This window comes from Ruegeria sp. BK1 (assembly GCF_056535645.1).
In genome coordinates, this window is sequence record NZ_JBQFIS010000001.1 from 1540192 (window position 1) to 1558301 (window position 18110).

An 18110-nucleotide genomic window follows, 5' to 3' on the forward strand; every position below is an offset into this window, starting at 1 on the left:
TCCCCCATCCCGACCCAAAGGCCGCGTTTTGAATTCTCACGCGTCAGTCAAAGGCGCAACGCGGTCGAGCGCCTGCAACATGACCTCAGGCCCTGCCCCGTCCTGCACGGCCCCTTCGGACAAGGCCCGTCGCCAGGCACGCGCGCCGGGACGCCCAGCGAACAGACCCAGCATATGGCGGGTGATCTGATGCAAACGCCCCCCCGCGGCAAGGTGCTGCTCGACATATGGCACGATTTTTTTGACCACATCGATCGGATCGGCGGCCTGCCCGACTCCGTAGATCAGCGGGTCCGCCTCTGCCAGAATATCGGCGGGCTGGTGATAGGCAGCTCGGCCGATCATGACACCATCCAGCCCTTGATCCAGATGCTCTTGCGCCTGTTTCAGCGAGATGATGCCGCCATTGATCGACACATGCATATCGCTGAACTGCGTCTTCATCCGGTGCACCAAATCATAATCGAGCGGCGGGATATCGCGGTTTTCCTTGGGGCTGAGCCCCTGCAGCCACGCCTTGCGCGCATGAATGGTGACGCGTTCGCACCCTGCCGCGCGTATGGCCTGAAGAAAGGCGGGCAGAACCTGCTCCGGGTCTTGATCATCAACGCCGATCCGGCATTTGACCGTGACCTCGACATCGACCGCCTCGCGCATCGCGGCCACGCATTCGGCCACGCGGGCCGGGTCTTTCATCAGCACCGCGCCGAATGTGCCCGATTGCACGCGGTCCGACGGGCAGCCGCAGTTCAGATTGATCTCATCGTACCCGACCTCGCCCCCCAGACGCGCGGCTTTCGCCAGTTCGGCGGGGTCCGACCCACCCAGTTGCAACGCCACGGGATGTTCCCGCGGGCTATGATCCAACAGATGCAGCGCCCCGCCGCGTACCAGAGCGGGGGCCGTGACCATCTCGGTGTAAAGCAGGGTCTCGGAGCTCAGCAGACGGTGCAGATACCGGCAATGGCGGTCTGTCCAATCCATCATGGGGGCCACGCTCAGGCGCGCTGCATTTCGTATTTCGTTCGTCACCGGGTTCGCCTTACACGCTCAAGAAAGGCACCTTTACATGTCATCTGGTGCCGAATTGCCGATTCGAGTGCGGCACCGTTTATCACATACACTCGAAACGAACAGCAGCAGGCGACGAAACACGGCGGCATTCGATCAAAGCGGGTCAACAGGGCGAAAGTCGCGTCAGTTCTTTTCCGTATGGGTCACAGCGCGCCACCCCTTGGGCAGAGGAGCGCTCAGCAACTCATGGGCGCGGGTTTTCATAACCACCGACGCGGGGTCGCCGCCACGCAGTTGGTCTGCCGCCTCAAACGCTGCAATCGCCTGCTCGAACCGTTTGGAGCGGTAATGTGCCAGCCCCTGTTCGTAGGCCACAATCCAGTCGTCAGAGGCGTCGCGCCCATCGCGCATGCCGATCAGTTCATAGACCACCAGCTCCTGATCCCGCCCAAAGAGGGTCAGTGTGTCCAGTTCTCGCACGACAATCGCATCGCCCGCCTCGTGCCGCGTTTCGGGGCCGATCAGGATCAAAGTGCCAAAAGACCGGTTCGCCCCTTCCAATCGGCTGGCAACATTCACCACATCACCGATGGCCGTATAGTTGAGCCGCTGTTCCGAACCGATATTGCCTACCAGAGCTTCACCGCTGTTCAAACCGATGCGCACACGCAGGGGGTGCCCAGCGTCGTCCACGATACCGGCCTCATCGACAGCGGCGATCAGGTCCAACGCGGCGCGGCAAGCATTTTCGGCGTGATCGGCATCGGTACGCGGAGCGCCCCAGAACGCCATTACCGCATCCCCCATGAACTTGTCGATGGTGCCGTCATGGCGAGTAATCGCGGTAGATGCCGCGCTGAAAAACGGCTCCATCAATTGTACGATGCGCGGACCCAGCTTTTCGGACAGCCCAGTGAAGCCGGTCACATCGCAAAACAGGACTGAGATCCGTTTGATGTCCCCGCCCGGTTGCGATTTGATGCCCTCGGCAACCAGCATGCGCACCAGATCGGTCGGGACATATTTGCGAAAAGCCGACAAACCGGCCGCCATGCTCGCAGTTGCAGCAGACAGATTGGCCAGTTCGGACAGCTTCGAGGGCCTGCGCGAGATTTCTTCGACGTCAAATCGTTCGATTTTGTTTAGGTCTTCGGCGATGCGCGCCAGCGGTTTGGCCACAATGCTGCGCGCCAGCCAGATCGTCGACCCGATGGCCAAAGTCACCACGACGATAAGAATATACAGCAGGTTGATCAGCGTCTTGTCGATCCCCGACAAGAACGCAGATTCCGGGATCACCGTGGCCACCCGCCAGCCATAAAACCCCAGCGGGGTCAGTGCGACCGCGTAGGGAACCCCGTCGATCACCACCCTCTGGTTCTGGCTGCCCGCCGCTTTGGCCTTGGAGCCGCCTAAAAGCTGTTCGCCCGAGATCATGGCAACTTCGTAAAGTTCGCCTTCGCCCATCCGCGCAGGCGTCACCTCATCCGCTTCTTGATCAGGAACCGCAATGACCTTGCCATCCGCATCCAGAATAAAGGCCGCCCCGAATTCACCGGGGTTCAAAGTGGCCAGAAAGCGCGAAAGCCGGTCCGTTTCGATCGCGACGGCCAAGACACCTTCGCGTCTGCGGTTCACATCGACAGGTCCAGCAAACGCGTAAACGGTTTTGTTGCTGCCCGGCAAATCACGTGCTTCGATCCACCCCTGAGAGTTCAGACCCATGAAATTCCCAAACCACGCGTGGTCACGGGGGTCATAAGTGGTCTCCGAAAAGGTGCGCGCCTCAAACTGAATGTCGCCGGGGATGAAAATATACTGGTCCTTGCGCAACATGCGGTCGTGGATTTGGTCGTCAATTTCGACCATCTCAAGCCCACCATCACCCAGACGATGCGAGGCAAAGAAATTGCCGTCCGGCCAGCCAAAGAAAATCCACGAGATGTTGGGCTGTGCCTGCAATTGCGACAGAAACACGAATTCGCGCTTATCGGCCTGACGGGTCTCAATAACGTTTTGCACAAAGATCGTACGTACCGCGGCCCAGGCGGCCTCGGCCGAGCCCAGCGTCGCTCCCACCTCGGTGCGCACGGTATTGGCGATCTGCGTGTTGATTTCTGCAGCCAGCATGCGGCTGTTATCGCGCGCCGTCGTCCACCACAAGGAATGGACCACAAACGTCGAGACGCCGATCGAGAAGGCAACCAGGATTGAGACAGCGATGCCGACGCTAAGTCGCATGAACGCTCCGAAAAAGTAACGTTTGACACAGTATTCCGTTCAGAACGGAAAAGAAGCAAAGCTTACTTTGATTTTGCGCGAAAATCTCACGCAAGTGTTAAAGATGCGTCATCACGCGTCATCGGCAAACCTGCAAGCAGAGGTAGAAACACCCGCGCAGGATTGCCACGCCGCAACCGCGCTGTGGATCACTGGCCATAGCGGCTCAGGATCATCTCAACGCTGCTGTTGATCGTGTCGGTCATTTCGGCCTCGCTCAGGACACTGCCGGTGAACACCATCGGCCAGAACGCCCGCGCCTTGATCAATCCGATGAACTCCTGACCTGCGGCGTCGGGGTCGTCGATTTGCAACTGGCCGTCCTCTGCCGCGTCCCGTAACATCCGAATGAACACCGAGGTCTTGTCCAGTTTGCCCTGCGCTGCCGCCGCAAGTTCGGGGCTGCGCAAAACTTCGCTGATCACCATACGCGACATTGCCATCACCTCGGGCAGCATCAGAATACGCCCTTCGGCCCAAGCCAGTTCAGTCAGTTGCTCGCGGATATCGCGGCCCTTTTCATAGCGGATATCCAGCACACCGGCGAACCGGTTCGACAGCTCCACCACGATGGACCGGAACAAATTTTCCTTGCTTTCGAAATACTTGTACAATGTGCGCTTGGACACTTCGGCGCGAGCAGACACACGGTCCATACTGGCCGCCGCGAACCCCTTTTCCTGGAACTCGGCGACGGCAGCTTCGATGATCTGAGCGTGTTTGGCCGCATTCGGCGCGCTTATGTCGTTCATATCTGCAAGCTATAAGCCCATTGACAGAGCAAGGTCAAACACTAGGTAAACGCATGGGTTTACAGAGATTGGAACGTCACCTATGGTAAACTCGCAAGTTTACCGATTCAGGTAGCCAGCCCAACATGGAGTATCTCCCCTCATGTCACTGACCTTGAAACTGAACGGCCAGACCCACACGGTCGACGCCGAACCCGGCACGCCCCTTCTGTGGGTGATCCGGGATGAATTGAAGCTGACCGGAACCAAATTCGGCTGCGGCGTCGCGTCCTGCGGTGCGTGCACCGTGCATCTGAATGGCGAGCCCGTGCGCTCGTGCCAGACCTACATCGAAGACGTCGAAGATGCTGAGGTCACGACGATTGAGGCCGTGGGCGACGACAAAATCGGCGCCGCAGTCCAGCAGGCCTGGGTCGAGCTGGACGTGGTCCAGTGCGGCTATTGCCAGTCGGGTCAGGTGATGTCGGCTGTCGGGTTGCTGTCCGAGAACCCAAAGCCCTCGGTCGAGGAAATTGACGAGTACATGTATGGCAACGCCTGTCGCTGCGCCACCTATCAACGCATCCGCGCCGGCGTCCAGCGCGCATCCGAGATTCTGGAGGCCTGATCTATGACCATCAACACCTCTCGCCGTGCATTTCTGAAAGGTGCCGCTGCTGCCGGTGCCGTGCTGCTGGTCGGTGCCCGCCCCGATGGCGTATTGGCGGCGGCTTCGTCCGAGTCCGCGCAGTTAAATCCCTTCGTGAAAATTGACGCGGATGGCACCGTGACCGCCATCGTAAAGCATTTTGAAAAGGGTCAGGGCCCGGCCACCGGCCTGCCGACGCTGATCGCCGAGGAAATCGGCCTGACCATGGATCAGATCGAATATGAATTCGCGCCGTCGGACCCGAATGTCTATAACAACCTTCTGTTCGGTCCCTTCCAGGGCACGGGCGGATCTACCGCGATGGCGAATTCCTGGCTGCAATATCGTCAGGCAGGCGCTGCCGCACGCGAGATGCTGATCAACGCCGCCGCCCAAAGCTGGGGCGTGGATGCGTCGGGCATTACCATCGAAGAAGGCATCGTCAAGGCCGGTGACAAGTCCGCTCCGATTGCGGAGTTCGTGGCAGCCGCTGCTCAGCTAGAAGCGCCGGCCGAGCCACGCCTGAAAGACCCGTCAGAATTCCGCCTGATCGGCAACGCAGCCGTGCGTCGCAAGGACTCGGCCATCAAAGGCAACGGTCAGGCGATGTATGCGATGGATGTGCATCTGCCGAACCAGATGGTCGCGATGATCAAGCGTCCGGAATCCAAGGGCGGTGTCGCACTTGGCTTCGACGACAGCGCATCGAAAGAGGTCAAAGGCTATATCAGCGCCGCTGTTCTGCCCAATCAGGCGGGTGTTGCGGTCTATGCCGAAAACACTTGGGCCGCGATCCAGGCGCGCGACGCGCTTGAGGTCGACTGGGACATGTCGGGGGCCGAGACCCGCGACTCGGATCAAATCAGGTCCGAGATCATGGCCGCGCTGGATGCTGAACCCACCTACAACGTGAACAAGGCGGATGTTGGAACGGTTTCGGCAGCCATCGACGGCGCGGATAAGGTGGTCGAAAAGACCTTCTACTTCCCACTGCTGGCCCACGCACCGATGGAGCCGTTGAACTGCACCATCGAACAAACTGCTGAGGGTGACATCGTCCTGCATGACGGCGCACAGATGCCGACGGGCCCTCATATGGCCTATCAGCAGATATTCCAGCTGCCACCCGAGAAGATCCACATCAAGACTATGCTGGCTGGTGGTTCCTTTGGCCGTCGCGCCACGCCCGATGCGGACTATCAGGTCGAAGCCGCGCTGGCCTTTGTGGTCACCGATCGCTCGCGCCCAGTGAAACTGGTCTGGACGCGGGAGGATGACATTCGCAGCGGTTACTATCGCCCCGCCTTTGGCCATAAAGTCCGTGTGGGTCTGGATACGGACGGTAATATCGTTGGCTGGCAACATCAGATCGCCGGGCAATCGGTGATAAAAGGCACCGCGTTCGAGGCCGTTCTGGTGCATGACGGCGTCGATCACAGCTCGGTCGAAGGTGTGGCTGACAGCCCATATGCCATCCCTGGAATGGCCGTTGGCCTGACCGACACACCCAAGGCGACAACGGTTTTGTGGTGGCGCTCGGTGGGTCATACCCATACAGCCTATGCGATGGAAACCATGATGGACCTAGTGGCCGAAGCCGCAGGTCGTGACCCGGTTGAATTCCGTCTGGCCCACCTCTCCGACAGCACAAACCCCGATCAACAACGTAAGGCCGCCGTTCTGAAACTGGCGGTCGAAAAGGCGGGTTGGGGCAACGTACCCGCGGGGCGCTCTCAGGGGATAGCGGTGCATAAATCCTTTGGGTCTTATGCGGCTGAAGTCGTTGAAATCTCGGGCGATCCGGAAATCGGCATCAAGATCGAAAAGGTCACCTGTGCCGTGGATTGCGGCATCGCGGTGAACCCCGACGTGGTCAAAGCGCAGATGGAAGGCGGCATAGGCTATGGCATCGGCCATGTGATGCGCGACCAGATCACGCTGACAAGCGGGGCGGTCGATCAGTCCAACTTCCCGGATTACGAGCCGCTGCGCATCAGTGATATCGCCGCCATCGACGTGCATATCGTGCCGTCCGCCGAGGCGCCGACTGGCGTGGGCGAACCCGGAACGCCCCCGTCCGCACCGGCGCTGGCAAATGCGATCCACGCGATGTCAGGCGTTCTGGTGGCCGAGCATCCGATGGCTGAAAACGGTGTCAGCTTCGCCTGACCCCCTGCCCCGCGCCGCCTGAACCCGGCGCGGGCTTAATTTGATCAAATTTCGTGACAAGGCGCGCCGTGTCGACTAAACCTCGGGAGAACCACAATGATGGAGCCCCCGATGGACCTGAGCGCCTTGCACAGTTTTCGCGTTGCAGCCTGTGACCTGAACGGTCAGTTGCGGGGCAAACGCGTGCCGCCCTCGTATTCCGACAAGCTGGACAAAGGCTCCGTGCGGATGCCGTTCTCGGCGCTGAATGTGGATCTGTGGGGCGCGGATATTGACGGCAGTCCGCTGGTGTTTGAATCCGGTGATGCCGATGGTGTGCTGCTGCCTACCGATCGCGGCGCGGTCCCAATGCCTTGGCTTGAGGTGGACACCGCACTGGTGCCCATGTGTCTGTACGACGACCACGGCACCCCCTTCGCCGGAGACCCCCGCCACGCGCTTGGCGCTGTGCTGGACCGTTATACCCAGCGCGGCTGGTCGGTAATCGCGGCGACCGAGCTGGAATTCACTCTGCTCGATTCCTCGGGCGCGCAGCCACAACCGCCGATGAACCCCATTACCGGGCGCAGGCTGGTGGATGAGGCTGTTCTGTCCATGGCCGAGATGGACGCGTTCGATGCCTTTTTCACCGAGCTTTACGATGGCTGCGCCGCGATGGGCATCCCCGCCCAGACCGCCATTTCCGAAAGCGGCATCGGCCAGTTCGAAATTAACCTGAACCATCAGGATGCGATGCGTTGCGCCGACGATACATTGCTTTTCAAGGTATTGACGCGCGGACTTGCCCGCAAGCACGGGTTTACCGCAACGTTCATGTCCAAACCCTATGCTGATGATGCGGGCAACGGGATGCATGTGCATTTCTCGGTCGTGGATCAGGCCGGTCGGAACGTCTTTGACAATGGCGGCCCCGAGGGGACGGACACGCTGCGCCACGCAGTTGCAGGGTGTCTGGCGGCGATGCCCGGTAGCACGCTGATCTTTGCGCCGCACGGCAATTCCTACACCCGGCTCGTGCCCGGTGCCCACGCGCCCACCGGTGCAAGTTGGGCTTACGAGAACCGCACCGCTGCCCTGCGCATTCCCGGCGGTGCCCCTGCCGCCCGCCGGATTGAACATCGCGTGGCAGGTGGCGACATCAACCCCTACCTGATGCTGGCCGCCGTTCTGGGTGCCGCGATGAACGGGATCGAGGACGCAGCTCAGCCGCCCGCCCCGATCACCGGCAACGCCTATGAAATCGGTGGCCTGCCCCAACTGGCGGGCGATTGGGAGGCCGCGATCACTACCTTCGAATCCGACCCCAAAGTGGCGCGCATCTTCCCTGCTGATTTGATCCGCTTTCTGGCGATGACCAAACGGCAGGAAGTCCGACGCTTCGCCGAGCGTCCCCCCGAAGAGCACTGGCTAAGCTACGTCGAGGCCGTCTGACCCCCCTTGCCCGGCCCCTTTGGGTTCGTTAGAATGAATTTGATCAAATTTGGTGACTCATGAAAATCGGCATCCTTGTAACCGGCCACCCCCCGGACGAACTGTACGGTGAGTTCGGCACCTATGACGGCATGTTCCGTGCCTTGCTTGGGGGGAACGGGTTCACGTTCGAAACCTACAACGTCGTTGATGGAGAGTTTCCCGCCAGCACGGATGCGGCTGAGGGCTGGGTCATCACCGGCTCGCGCCATGGAGCGTATGAGGATCACGCGTGGATACCCCCGCTGGAAAATCTGATCCGCGCGATCCGCGACAAAGGCCAGCCGCTGATTGGCGTCTGCTTTGGCCACCAGATCATCGCACAGGCGCTGGGCGGAAAGGTTGAAAAGTTCACCGGAGGCTGGGCCGTTGGGCGCACCGACTATGACCTTGATGGCCAGACAGTTACGCTGAATGCGTGGCATCAGGATCAGGTCGTCGCCCTACCCGACGGCGCGCGTGTCACCGGCACCAACGATTTCTGTCGCAACGCCATGGTGGCTTATGGCGACACGATCTGGACCGTACAGGCCCACCCCGAATATGGTGACCGTTTTATCCAGGGCCTGATTGAGACACGCGGCAAGGGCCTTGTGCCTGACGAATTGATGCAAGCGGCCACTGACCGCCTGCCTGCCAATGACGACAACCCCAAGATCGGGCAATTCATGGCGGAGTTTTTGAAGAAAGAGAGGGCCTGATGGCCGACTGGACAGACCAACTGCCGCAGGCAGCCCGCAGCTATTTCGACGGCCACCGATTGGATGAGGTCGAATGCATCATCTCGGACCTGCCCGGCATCGCGCGCGGCAAGGCGGTACCCGCCTCGAAATTTGCCAAGCAATCCTATTTCCACCTGCCCGACAGCATCTTTTACCAGACCATTACCGGCGATTGGGGTGAGGCCGCGGGTGAGGACGGGTTCATCGAACGGGACATGATCCTGAAGCCGGACTTTACGACCGCATCCGCCGCACCGTGGACCGGCGACTGGACGCTGCAGGTAATCCACGATGCCTACGACCGCGATGACAACCCGATCCCATTCAGCCCGCGCAATGTTCTGAAACGCGTGGTGCAACTGTATCACGACAAGGGCTGGAAACCGGTCGTCGCCCCAGAGATGGAGTTCTTTCTGGTTGCCCCCAACGTGGATCCCGCGCAGGAAATCAAGCCGATGATGGGCCGCTCGGGCCGTCCGGCGGCGGCGCGGCAGGCGTACTCGATGACAGCCGTGGACGAGTTCGGACCAGTGATCGACGACATCTATGATTTCGCCGAACACCAAGGGTTCGAGATTGACGGCATTACGCAGGAAGGCGGCGCGGGCCAGCTGGAGATCAACCTGCGCCACGGCAATCCCGTGAAGCTGGCCGATGAGGTGTTCTATTTCAAACGCCTGATCCGCGAGGCGGCGTTGCGCCACAACTGTTTTGCTACTTTCATGGCGAAACCGATCGTGGATGAGCCGGGTTCGGCCATGCATATCCATCATTCGATCATCGACATGGAGACCGGGCAGAACATTTTCTCGGGCCCGCAAGGGGGCGAAACGGACGCATTCTATCACTTCATCGCCGGGTTGCAGAACCACCTGCCCTCGGGTCTGGCGGTGATGGCGCCCTATGTGAATTCCTATCGCCGCTATGTGAAAGATCACGCCGCGCCGATCAATCTGGAATGGGCGCGCGACAACCGCACCACGGGCATCCGCGTACCGCTGTCGGGGCCCGAGGCGCGCCGGGTCGAAAACCGCATCGCCGGGATGGACTGCAACCCCTATCTGGGCATCGCCCTGTCGCTGGCCTGCGGCTATCTGGGCCTGGTCCAACAGGAACGCCCGCGCCGTCAGTTCTATGGCGACGCTTACGAAGGCGACGGCGATATCCCGCAGGTCATGGGCAATGCTCTGGACCTGTTCGATGAAGCGACCGCCTTGCATGAGGTTCTAGGCCCCGAGTTTGCCCGCGTCTATGGCATCGTCAAACGCGCCGAGTATGAAGAGTTCCTGCAGGTTATCTCTCCGTGGGAGCGTGAGCATCTGCTGATGAATGTCTGAACTGCGATGAACCTGCTTTATTCCAACGACCGCAAGGCTGAATATCCAGCCAGCTGGTACGCGGCCACGGTCAATCCGATCGACCGGTTTCCCGCGCTGACTGGCAATGAAAAGGCGGATGTCTGCGTGGTCGGCGGCGGCTATACTGGCCTGTCCGCAGCGCTGCATCTGGCCGAGGCCGGGTTCAGCGTGGTGCTGCTTGAGGCGCATCGCGTGGGCTTCGGTGCGTCGGGCCGCAATGGCGGTCAGTTGGGCAGCGCACAACGGATGGATCAGGAAGACCTTGAGCGGCTGGTTGGTGATGACGATGCGGTGAAGCTGTGGGATCTTGCCGAGGATGCGAAGGCACTGGTCAAATCGCTGATTGCGAAACACCAGATCGACTGCGACCTGAAACCGGGCGTTGCCGTTCTAGGCCTGTCCAGCGGAGAACAGCAGGAATTGCACGATCACGCGGCTCACTTGTCTGACCGCTATGGCTATGACCAGATGGAGCTGCTGGACGAAGGCGCGGGCCACGGTCTGTGTCCCTCGCCCGCCTATCGCGGAGGCTATCTGGACATGGGTGCCGCGCATCTGCATCCGTTGAACTATGCGCTGGGTCTGGCGCAGGCAGCAGCCAAGGCGGGCGTGCGGACTTATGAAAGCACCGAGGTGACGGGGGTCGAGGAAACCTCGCCCGCTATCATCCACACCGCGCAGGGCAAGGTCACTGCCGATCACGTCATTCTGGCCTGCAACGGATATCTGGGGGGCCTGAACAGCAAGGTCGCTGCGCGGGTCATGCCGATCAACAATTTCATCGCTGCGACTGAGCCTTTAGGCACAGATGCTGCCCGTGTTCTGACCCGAGACGTAGCGGTGGCCGATACGAAATTCGTGGTGAACTATTTCCGCCTCAGCGCCGACAACCGGCTGCTATTTGGTGGCGGCGAAAGCTATGGTTACCGCTTCCCTGCGGATATCGCCGCCAAGGTCCGCAAGCCGATGGTCGAGATTTTCCCGTATCTGCGCGACGTCAAAATCGACTATGCCTGGGGCGGCACGCTGGCGATCACCATGCGGCGGATGCCGTATCTGGCGCGGGTTGCGCCCAATATCCTGTCAGCCTCGGGCTACTCTGGTCACGGGGTCGGAACTGCCACCCATGCGGGGCAATTGATGGCGCTGGCCATTCAGGGACAGGCCGAAGGCTTCGACACCATGGCGCGCGTCCCCGCCCTGCCCTTCCCCGGAGGCCCCTCCCTGCGCAGCCCCCTGCTGGTGCTGGCAATGACGTGGTTTGCGCTAAGGGATCGGCTGGGATTGTGAGCCCAAAACCAAAACTCGAATTTTTGCGCGTCAAAGTACACTCAACTCTGTTTGGCAGGCGCTACAAGTAATGGGCACCGTAAGTGTGCCAAGATGTATCCGTTTCGCGAAATACTCAAAAAATTTGGCCAGCGCGGCAAATTCAGTTCATTTGACGAACGATGCGAAAACCGGAATACTGGCTGCGATGATTTTCCGGTCCCGAGCCTCGAGACGCTACTCGGACTGCGTCCATTCCCGTATTGAATGCACCTCCGCGATATACGCGCTTGCAACTCTCAACGTCGCTTTGGCGTAACCACTCACTTGAGGTGGACCAGCCAGCGTATTCACTGGTGTAGCAGGACCGCGTCTGTTCATTGATATTCCCAGACATATGTCGCACACCCCATGCGTTGGCCGCATCCAATTCATCCACCGGAACAGGCAGCATCCGAGAGAGTAAATCTGGGCGGGGAACACCGCTTAGGCGTTCCGTTCCGAGGCCGTAGAAGTTCGCTTGCTCGGACGTAAGCTCATCCCCTTGCGCAAAACGCGTCTGCGTCCCGGCTCGAGCCGCATATTCCCACTCTGCCTCTGTCGGCAAACGATAAGCTTGGACACCTATCTTTTCGTTTAGCCATTCGACATAGGTCTGCGCGTCCAGATAGGACACCTTCACGACAGGATGGTTACCATACACAGGGATCCTGACATGCTTTTCTTCATCATTGAGTTTTAAGATCACATTGTCAGGAGTATAACCGCCGCACCCGCCATCGTGGACACAGGCCATCCATTGATCATACGTGACTTCGTTGCGCCCCATGGCGATAGGAACATCTATTTCAACGGGGTGTAGCGGACGTTCATCTTTACCAATGGCCGGATGCCCGACCTCGACCAAGGCCAATTTGCCATCGAGCATGACCAGCCCATCAATCGAGTCACCGATCGGACCCCCCATCGTAAATTCACCAAGCGGCAAGGCAACCATCTCGGGGCAGACGTCGCATTCCTGAAACATCTCAAGCGGCGCGACTTCGGTTCCGTCGGACAGGACGTATTGCGCATGAGCTGGCAGAGCGAGAATGGACAGTGAAAAAGCAAGTCTAGCAAGCATGATGGCAACAACCCGGACCGTGAAATGCAATGTTTAGATTGTCCCATTGCCACCCGGGTTCCCCTACGGATGCAAGACGCAATCCGGCGGTCGGGATGCAATTGCCTTCAAATACAACAGTTCGGTGAAATTTCGCGGCATGGTCACGTAGGGGCTTGGATTGAAGTTCTTTTAGCTTTATCTTTTCCAAAGATAGAATTTGGGAAAATCAAATATGACGCTTCCTCCTAACGTTCATGACGCCGAACCCATCCCTGCCGCTGCGCGCGAGGCCATCGACGCCTTGATGCAATCGGGCGACCTGTTTCGCTATACCGCGCCACAGGATGCGCCGGTTTCGCTACTGGAAAGTGAGTTCGCGGCCCTCTTGGGGTCGAAATACGCGCTGGCGGTATCGTCCTGCTCGGCGGCCTTGTTCCTGTCGCTCAAGGCGTTGGGCCTGCCGCGGGATGCGCGGGTGTTGATCCCCGGATTTACCTTTGCGGCCGTGCCGTCCTCGGTCGTCCATGCGGATTGCATTCCGGTTTTGTGCGAAGTGGGCGAGAATTATCGCATCGACATGGCCGATTTCGAGGCCAAGCTGGACAGCGTTCAGGCCGTCATCATCAGCCATATGCGCGGTCATACTTCCGACATGGACGCGATCATGGCGCTGTGCGATGCGCGCGATATTCCCGTGATCGAGGACGCAGCCCATTCGCTGGGCACCACCTGGCATGGGCGTAATATCGGCACGATTGGCAAGGTCGGCTGTTTCTCATTCCAGTCCTACAAAATGATCAACGCGGGTGAAGGTGGTATCCTGATCACGGACGACGCCGACCTGGTGGCCCGCGCGGTGATTATGTCGGGCGCGTATGAGCATAACTGGAAGAAACACAAAACCCCGCATGGCGACAACTCGCCCGAATTGGAGCAAGCCTTTTCTCGCTGGCAGAACCAATTGCCGCTGTATAATTTGCGGATGAGCAACCTCAGCGCCGCCGTGATCCGGCCGCAGATCCCTGAGCTGGCGCGCCGCGTCAAAGACGGGCTGGCCAATCACGACTATGTGGCCGACCGATTGAACACCTCGCCTTATATCAACGTCCCTGCCCCGCTTGCGCCGGAACAACGTGCACCGGATTCGATCCAGTTCAACCTGGTGAACCTGAGCGATGATGATATCCGCGCCTTTGCCGCAGCATCCGAGGCGCGGGGCGTCAAGGTTCAGGTTTTTGGTCTGAGCGAGGACAACGCCCGCGCCTTCTGGAACTGGCAGTTTCTGCCCCAGCAGGTCGATCTTCCCCAAACACGCGAGATGCTGATGAAAGCGTGCGATGTGCGCCTGCCCGTCCGCCTGACACGGGAAGAGCTGGACGTGATCGCGGACATTCTGCTGGCCTCAGTCGGCGAGGTCACCGCCCCCGAGATGGCGTTCGGCACCTGAGCGTCAGCGCGAGGGTACGTAGACAACTTGACTGGACACAAACAGCGCCGCGATCCCTTCGGGGGTTGCGGCGACGCGCGATAAGACACCAGCCACAGCCAGCCCCGATGGCGTGTCAATCAATAAGGGCGCGCCGGAATCCCCCATCATTACAGGGCAACGCGCGATCATCAGCGCATCAGTCCGCCGAACAACCGGACATGGGTTCGCACGGCTGAGGACATGCGGCCGCACCCCAGCATAACCCGCGACCGATCCGGTCAACATATCCTGCTCTGTCAGAGGAAAAGAACCCAACGTCCGGCCAATCGGGTTCTCCAGTTCAAGCACCGCCCAATCCAGTTCAGGTCCGTAATTGAATGCAGTGCCTTGGCCTTCGGGCAGGACATAGCGCTTGGCGGTCGAGACCGCGGAGGCCTCCCCTCGCTGATACCCAGCAGCAAAGCGGATACTGGATGGCGGGATCCAGCGCTGACGCGCGGCATTGTAAAGGCAATGCGCGGCGGTCAGAACCAGATCATCCGCGACCAAAACGCCGGTGCAATGAGATCGCTGGGCCCTGCTGGCAAAATTGACTCGTCCGATTGCGCGCCATGGCGGTTCAGCCGCATCCAGTATTTCGCGGGCACGGATATCTGCGCAACCATCATCCGCAGCAGACCCAAGCGTGCAGATCGGCGACCACGGCTCAGAAAACTGCCCTTGCGCATAAACGAGCGTTGCCCAACACAGCACAACGCCCGTCAGCACCCAGCGCATGGCAGGTTCAGTTCAGTTTGGATAGTTTCTGCTGAAGCTCGGCAAGCTGCTTTTTGATGTCGTCCAGATCTTCTTTCGGTTCGGATTTGGCTTCATCTTCCTTGTCGGGGCCAGACCACTGGCCAGACAATCCGCCGGTCATCGCCTTCAGAAAAGCCTGTTGCTGCGCCTGCATCGCCTCGAACCCGGGCATCTGGGACATCGGGTTCATGGCGTTCATGTTTTCCATCATCTTGGACTGGCTTTCGCGCAGCATATCGAACGAGCTTTGCAAGAACTGCGGCATCATTCCACCTCCCGGCAGCATGTAACTGCGGACCAGATCGTTCAGCACGTTCACCGGCAGCACGTTTTCGCCCCGGCTTTCATGTTCCGCAATGATTTGCAGCAGATATTGCCGGGTCAGGTCGTCCCCGGTTTTCAGATCAATGATCTGCACTTCACGCCCGTCGCGAATAAATACCGCGATATCTTCCAGCGTGACATAGTCACTGGTCTCAGTGTTATACAGCCGACGGCTGGCATAGCGTTTGATCAGCAACGGTTTTTCTTGTTCTGACACCGTTAACCCTCCCCAAGGATGATGCGTTGCAGCAGAGATTATGCGAGTGCAGAACAAAAAGAAAGGGCAGGTCTTTCGACCTGCCCAACGCGATTGCACCAGATGGGAGGAATGGGTGCGCCTCGCGGCCTTACTTACTTGGCAGCTGTTGCTTTCTTGGCAGCAGCAGTCACCTCGTTGGTGGCTTTCTTGACAGCAGCAGTTGCGTCTTCTGCAGCGTCTTTACCGGCAGCCATCAGAAGCTCGACGGTTTCGCTCTGAACTTTTTTCGCGATTTCAGCGAAAGCAGCCAGGTTTTCAGCGGCAACTTCAGCCGACGCGCTTGCGAAGTCGGTTGCGGCTTTTGCGTAGTCGGCAGGCTCTGCCTTTGCTTTCGACATCTCGGTCAGTTTGGCCAGAGTGTCTTTGGTCCATTTGTTCGAGATTTCTGCCGATTTCTCTGCAGCTTCCAGAGCAACACCCGACAGTTTTTCGTTCAGGGTTGCGGTCGACTTGAAGGCACCTTCCAGAGCGGAAGTGTCAACGGGGAATGCGCCCATGATGTCTTTCAGGGTCGCGGTGAAGTCAGGGGTCTTTGCCATTGTCCAAATCCTTTTTGCCGAACCGGGCCCGCCCCGGTTTTCATCAGCTTGAGGACAATATGATTGCTGCATCGCAGCATTGCAAGATTTTTTTGCTGCAACGCAGAAAAAACTTCGGATTCCCTTATTAATCAATCAGTTGCTTTGGCCAAAACATAGGTACCGGGCGCGGGACACAGAGACGGGTGGTTCGAATCGCCCGGCTCACGCGCCGGAATCTGCTTGCCGGACCGCTTTCTCAACCACGCTTCCCAAAGCGGCCACCAGGACCCTTCATGGAAATCGGCATCCTTCATCCAGCTGTCAGCGTCCAGCTGCATGTCCGGGTTGGTGTAATGCCCGTATTTCTTTTTGCTGGGCGGATTCACGATGCCTGCGATATGACCCGATTCCGATACCACAAAAGTTTTCGACCGCGAGCCCATCTGCTGCACGCCGCGGTAACAGTCTTTCCAGGCCGCGATATGATCAGTCTCGCAGGTGATTGACATTAACGGCACGTCGACATCCCGGATATGCAGCTTGTGCCCCAGCAGTTCAAACCCGTCCGTGACAAAATCATTGCTTTGACACAGCCCACGCAAATACTCGACCGCCATGCGGCCCGGCAGGTTGGCCCCATCTCCGTTCCAGTACAGCAAATCAAACGCCGGAGGTGTTTCGCCCATCATGTAGCTGCGGATTGCGGGGCCGTAGATCAGGTCGTTGGAGCGCAGGAAGGACATGGTTCGCCCGATGACCCAGGCTTTTAGCACGCCATCCTTACCGATCTGGTCTTCGATGCCGTTGACGAAGTCGTTTTGCAGAAACGGGGTGAACTCTCCCTGTTCGCCAAAATCGGTCAGAGTGGTGAAGAACGTGGCCGATTTGATCGACTTGTCCCCGCGCTGCTTCAACAGCGAAAGCGACAGACTTAGTGTGGTGCCCGCGATGCAATAGCCGACCGCATTGACTTGCTTGACCTTGCAAATGCCCTTCACCTGCTCGATCGCGGTCAGGTAACCTTCTTCGATATAGTCCCCCATGCCGATTTCGGCGTGGGACGCGTTCGCATTTGCCCAACTGACGACAAATAGGGTGTAGCCCTGCTCTGTTACCCATTTGATCAGGCTGTTCTGGGCCTTGAGGTCCAGAATGTAGAATTTGTTGATCCAGGGCGGGAACAGGACAATCGGCGTTTCATGCACTGTCTCGGTTGCCGGTTTGTACTGGATCAGCTCCATCAACCGGTTGCGATAGACCACCTCTCCCGGTGTCGTGGCGATATTGCCGCCCACTTCAAAGGCGCTGTCATCCGCCAGTCGAACAACCATCTCGCCATCATTGGCCTCCAGATCGGAAACAAGGTTCTCCAGCCCTTTGATCAGCGACTGACCTTCAGTCTCCACCGCTTTTTCCAGCGCATCGGGGTTTGTGGCCAGAAAATTTGTCGGAGACATCATGTTGATGATCTGTTGCGAAAAAAAGTGAAGACGCTGCTTGTCTTTGGCATCCATGTCATCGACCGAGGCCACTGCTTCTGAAATCGCATCGGCATTTGTCTGGTATTGCTGGCGGACGAAGCGGAAATAAGGGTTAGTCTCCCAAAGCGGATTGGCAAAACGTTTGTCTTTGGCTACTGGTGCCGCCCCCTCAACTTCGCCCGTTGTCAGCGCCTGCTGCGCTTCGGCAAAGTTCATGACAGACTTGCTCCAATAGGCAATCTGGTGTTCCAACAGCTTGGCGGGATTTTGCCAAGCCTCGGCCATATATGCCGTTGCTGCTTTTGCGAAAAGCTCTTGATTCGGGCCGTCCAACGCGGGGGAATGCGCCTTCTTCCCGGCCATGACCTCGACCAGCCGCTTCGACAGCTCTTCGACTTTGTTCATATTTTCTTTAAGCCGTTCAAGATGTTCTGCGGACAATTCCTGCGCCTGGTCTTCACTTGTTGTCATTTTAACAATTCCCCCGTAATCTTTCTGCTATGCAGAATAACGTCGCGGCAGCCGCAGCGC

Annotated in this window: 15 protein-coding genes; 7 read left to right on the forward strand and 8 right to left on the reverse strand. The window is 58.9% G+C overall.

Annotated elements, in window-relative coordinates; all coding sequences use genetic code 11:
• Positions 1–36: 36 nt before the first annotated feature.
• The 3 genes from dusA to ACR3E7_RS07680 all read right to left on the reverse strand — a co-directional run bounded on the left by dusA (position 37) and on the right by ACR3E7_RS07680 (position 4046).
• A complete protein-coding gene (dusA, locus tag ACR3E7_RS07670; RefSeq protein WP_480502888.1) occupies positions 37–987 on the reverse strand; it encodes a tRNA dihydrouridine(20/20a) synthase DusA in 951 nt (316 codons plus the stop codon).
• A gap of 210 nt (positions 988–1197) precedes the next feature.
• Entirely contained in the window at positions 1198–3255 is a 2058-nt protein-coding gene (locus tag ACR3E7_RS07675; RefSeq protein ID WP_480502615.1) for an adenylate/guanylate cyclase domain-containing protein, read from the reverse strand.
• 188 nt (positions 3256–3443) lie between these two features.
• Positions 3444–4046: a TetR/AcrR family transcriptional regulator gene (locus ACR3E7_RS07680; RefSeq protein WP_170788878.1), complete on the reverse strand. Its 603-nt coding sequence runs from the start codon at positions 4044–4046 to the stop codon at positions 3444–3446.
• 142 nt (positions 4047–4188) lie between these two features.
• Here ACR3E7_RS07680 and ACR3E7_RS07685 point away from each other — a divergent pair, with 142 nt between their 5' ends.
• From ACR3E7_RS07685 to ACR3E7_RS07710, 6 genes are all read left to right on the forward strand, one after another.
• The gene (locus ACR3E7_RS07685; RefSeq protein WP_480502616.1) at positions 4189–4653 is read left to right on the forward strand and encodes a (2Fe-2S)-binding protein; all 465 of its coding nucleotides are present in this window, start codon (positions 4189–4191) and stop codon (positions 4651–4653) included.
• Between the two features lie 3 nt (positions 4654–4656).
• Positions 4657–6843 carry a xanthine dehydrogenase family protein molybdopterin-binding subunit gene (locus ACR3E7_RS07690; RefSeq protein WP_480502617.1) on the forward strand — a complete coding sequence of 729 codons (2187 nt, stop codon included), beginning with the start codon at positions 4657–4659 and terminating at the stop codon, positions 6841–6843.
• Positions 6844–6954: 111 nt separating this feature from the next.
• A complete protein-coding gene (locus ACR3E7_RS07695) occupies positions 6955–8274 on the forward strand; it encodes a glutamine synthetase family protein (RefSeq protein WP_480502889.1) in 1320 nt (439 codons plus the stop codon).
• Between the two features lie 59 nt (positions 8275–8333).
• Positions 8334–9014, forward strand: coding sequence for a type 1 glutamine amidotransferase (locus tag ACR3E7_RS07700; protein ID WP_170788881.1), 681 nt, complete (start codon positions 8334–8336; stop codon positions 9012–9014).
• Positions 9014–10372: a glutamine synthetase family protein gene (locus ACR3E7_RS07705; RefSeq protein ID WP_170788882.1), complete on the forward strand. Its 1359-nt coding sequence runs from the start codon at positions 9014–9016 to the stop codon at positions 10370–10372. Before ACR3E7_RS07700 ends, ACR3E7_RS07705 begins: the two co-directional genes overlap by 1 nt.
• 6 nt (positions 10373–10378) lie before the next feature.
• Positions 10379–11683 (forward strand): NAD(P)/FAD-dependent oxidoreductase, encoded by a 1305-nt coding sequence (locus tag ACR3E7_RS07710; protein ID WP_480502618.1) that lies wholly within the window; start codon positions 10379–10381, stop codon positions 11681–11683.
• Between the two features lie 142 nt (positions 11684–11825).
• Here ACR3E7_RS07710 and ACR3E7_RS07715 read toward each other — a convergent pair whose 3' ends face one another.
• Complete coding sequence (locus ACR3E7_RS07715) at positions 11826–12815, reverse strand: formylglycine-generating enzyme family protein (RefSeq protein WP_480502619.1); 990 nt, start codon at positions 12813–12815, stop codon at positions 11826–11828.
• Between the two features lie 184 nt (positions 12816–12999).
• Here ACR3E7_RS07715 and ACR3E7_RS07720 point away from each other — a divergent pair, with 184 nt between their 5' ends.
• Positions 13000–14214 (forward strand): DegT/DnrJ/EryC1/StrS family aminotransferase, encoded by a 1215-nt coding sequence (locus tag ACR3E7_RS07720; protein ID WP_480502620.1) that lies wholly within the window; start codon positions 13000–13002, stop codon positions 14212–14214.
• Positions 14215–14217: 3 nt separating this feature from the next.
• Here ACR3E7_RS07720 and ACR3E7_RS07725 read toward each other — a convergent pair whose 3' ends face one another.
• The 4 genes from ACR3E7_RS07725 to ACR3E7_RS07740 all read right to left on the reverse strand — a co-directional run bounded on the left by ACR3E7_RS07725 (position 14218) and on the right by ACR3E7_RS07740 (position 18050).
• Entirely contained in the window at positions 14218–14973 is a 756-nt protein-coding gene (locus tag ACR3E7_RS07725) for a trypsin-like serine peptidase (RefSeq protein ID WP_480502621.1), read from the reverse strand.
• Positions 14974–14980: 7 nt separating this feature from the next.
• On the reverse strand, positions 14981–15535 hold the full coding sequence (gene phaR / locus ACR3E7_RS07730) for a polyhydroxyalkanoate synthesis repressor PhaR (RefSeq protein ID WP_170770347.1): 555 nt from the start codon (positions 15533–15535) through the stop codon (positions 14981–14983).
• A 134-nt stretch (positions 15536–15669) separates the two neighbouring features.
• Complete coding sequence (locus ACR3E7_RS07735) at positions 15670–16116, reverse strand: phasin family protein (protein WP_170770646.1); 447 nt, start codon at positions 16114–16116, stop codon at positions 15670–15672.
• 131 nt (positions 16117–16247) lie between these two features.
• Complete coding sequence (locus tag ACR3E7_RS07740) at positions 16248–18050, reverse strand: PHA/PHB synthase family protein (protein ID WP_480502622.1); 1803 nt, start codon at positions 18048–18050, stop codon at positions 16248–16250.
• Between the last annotated feature and the right edge of the window lie 60 nt (positions 18051–18110).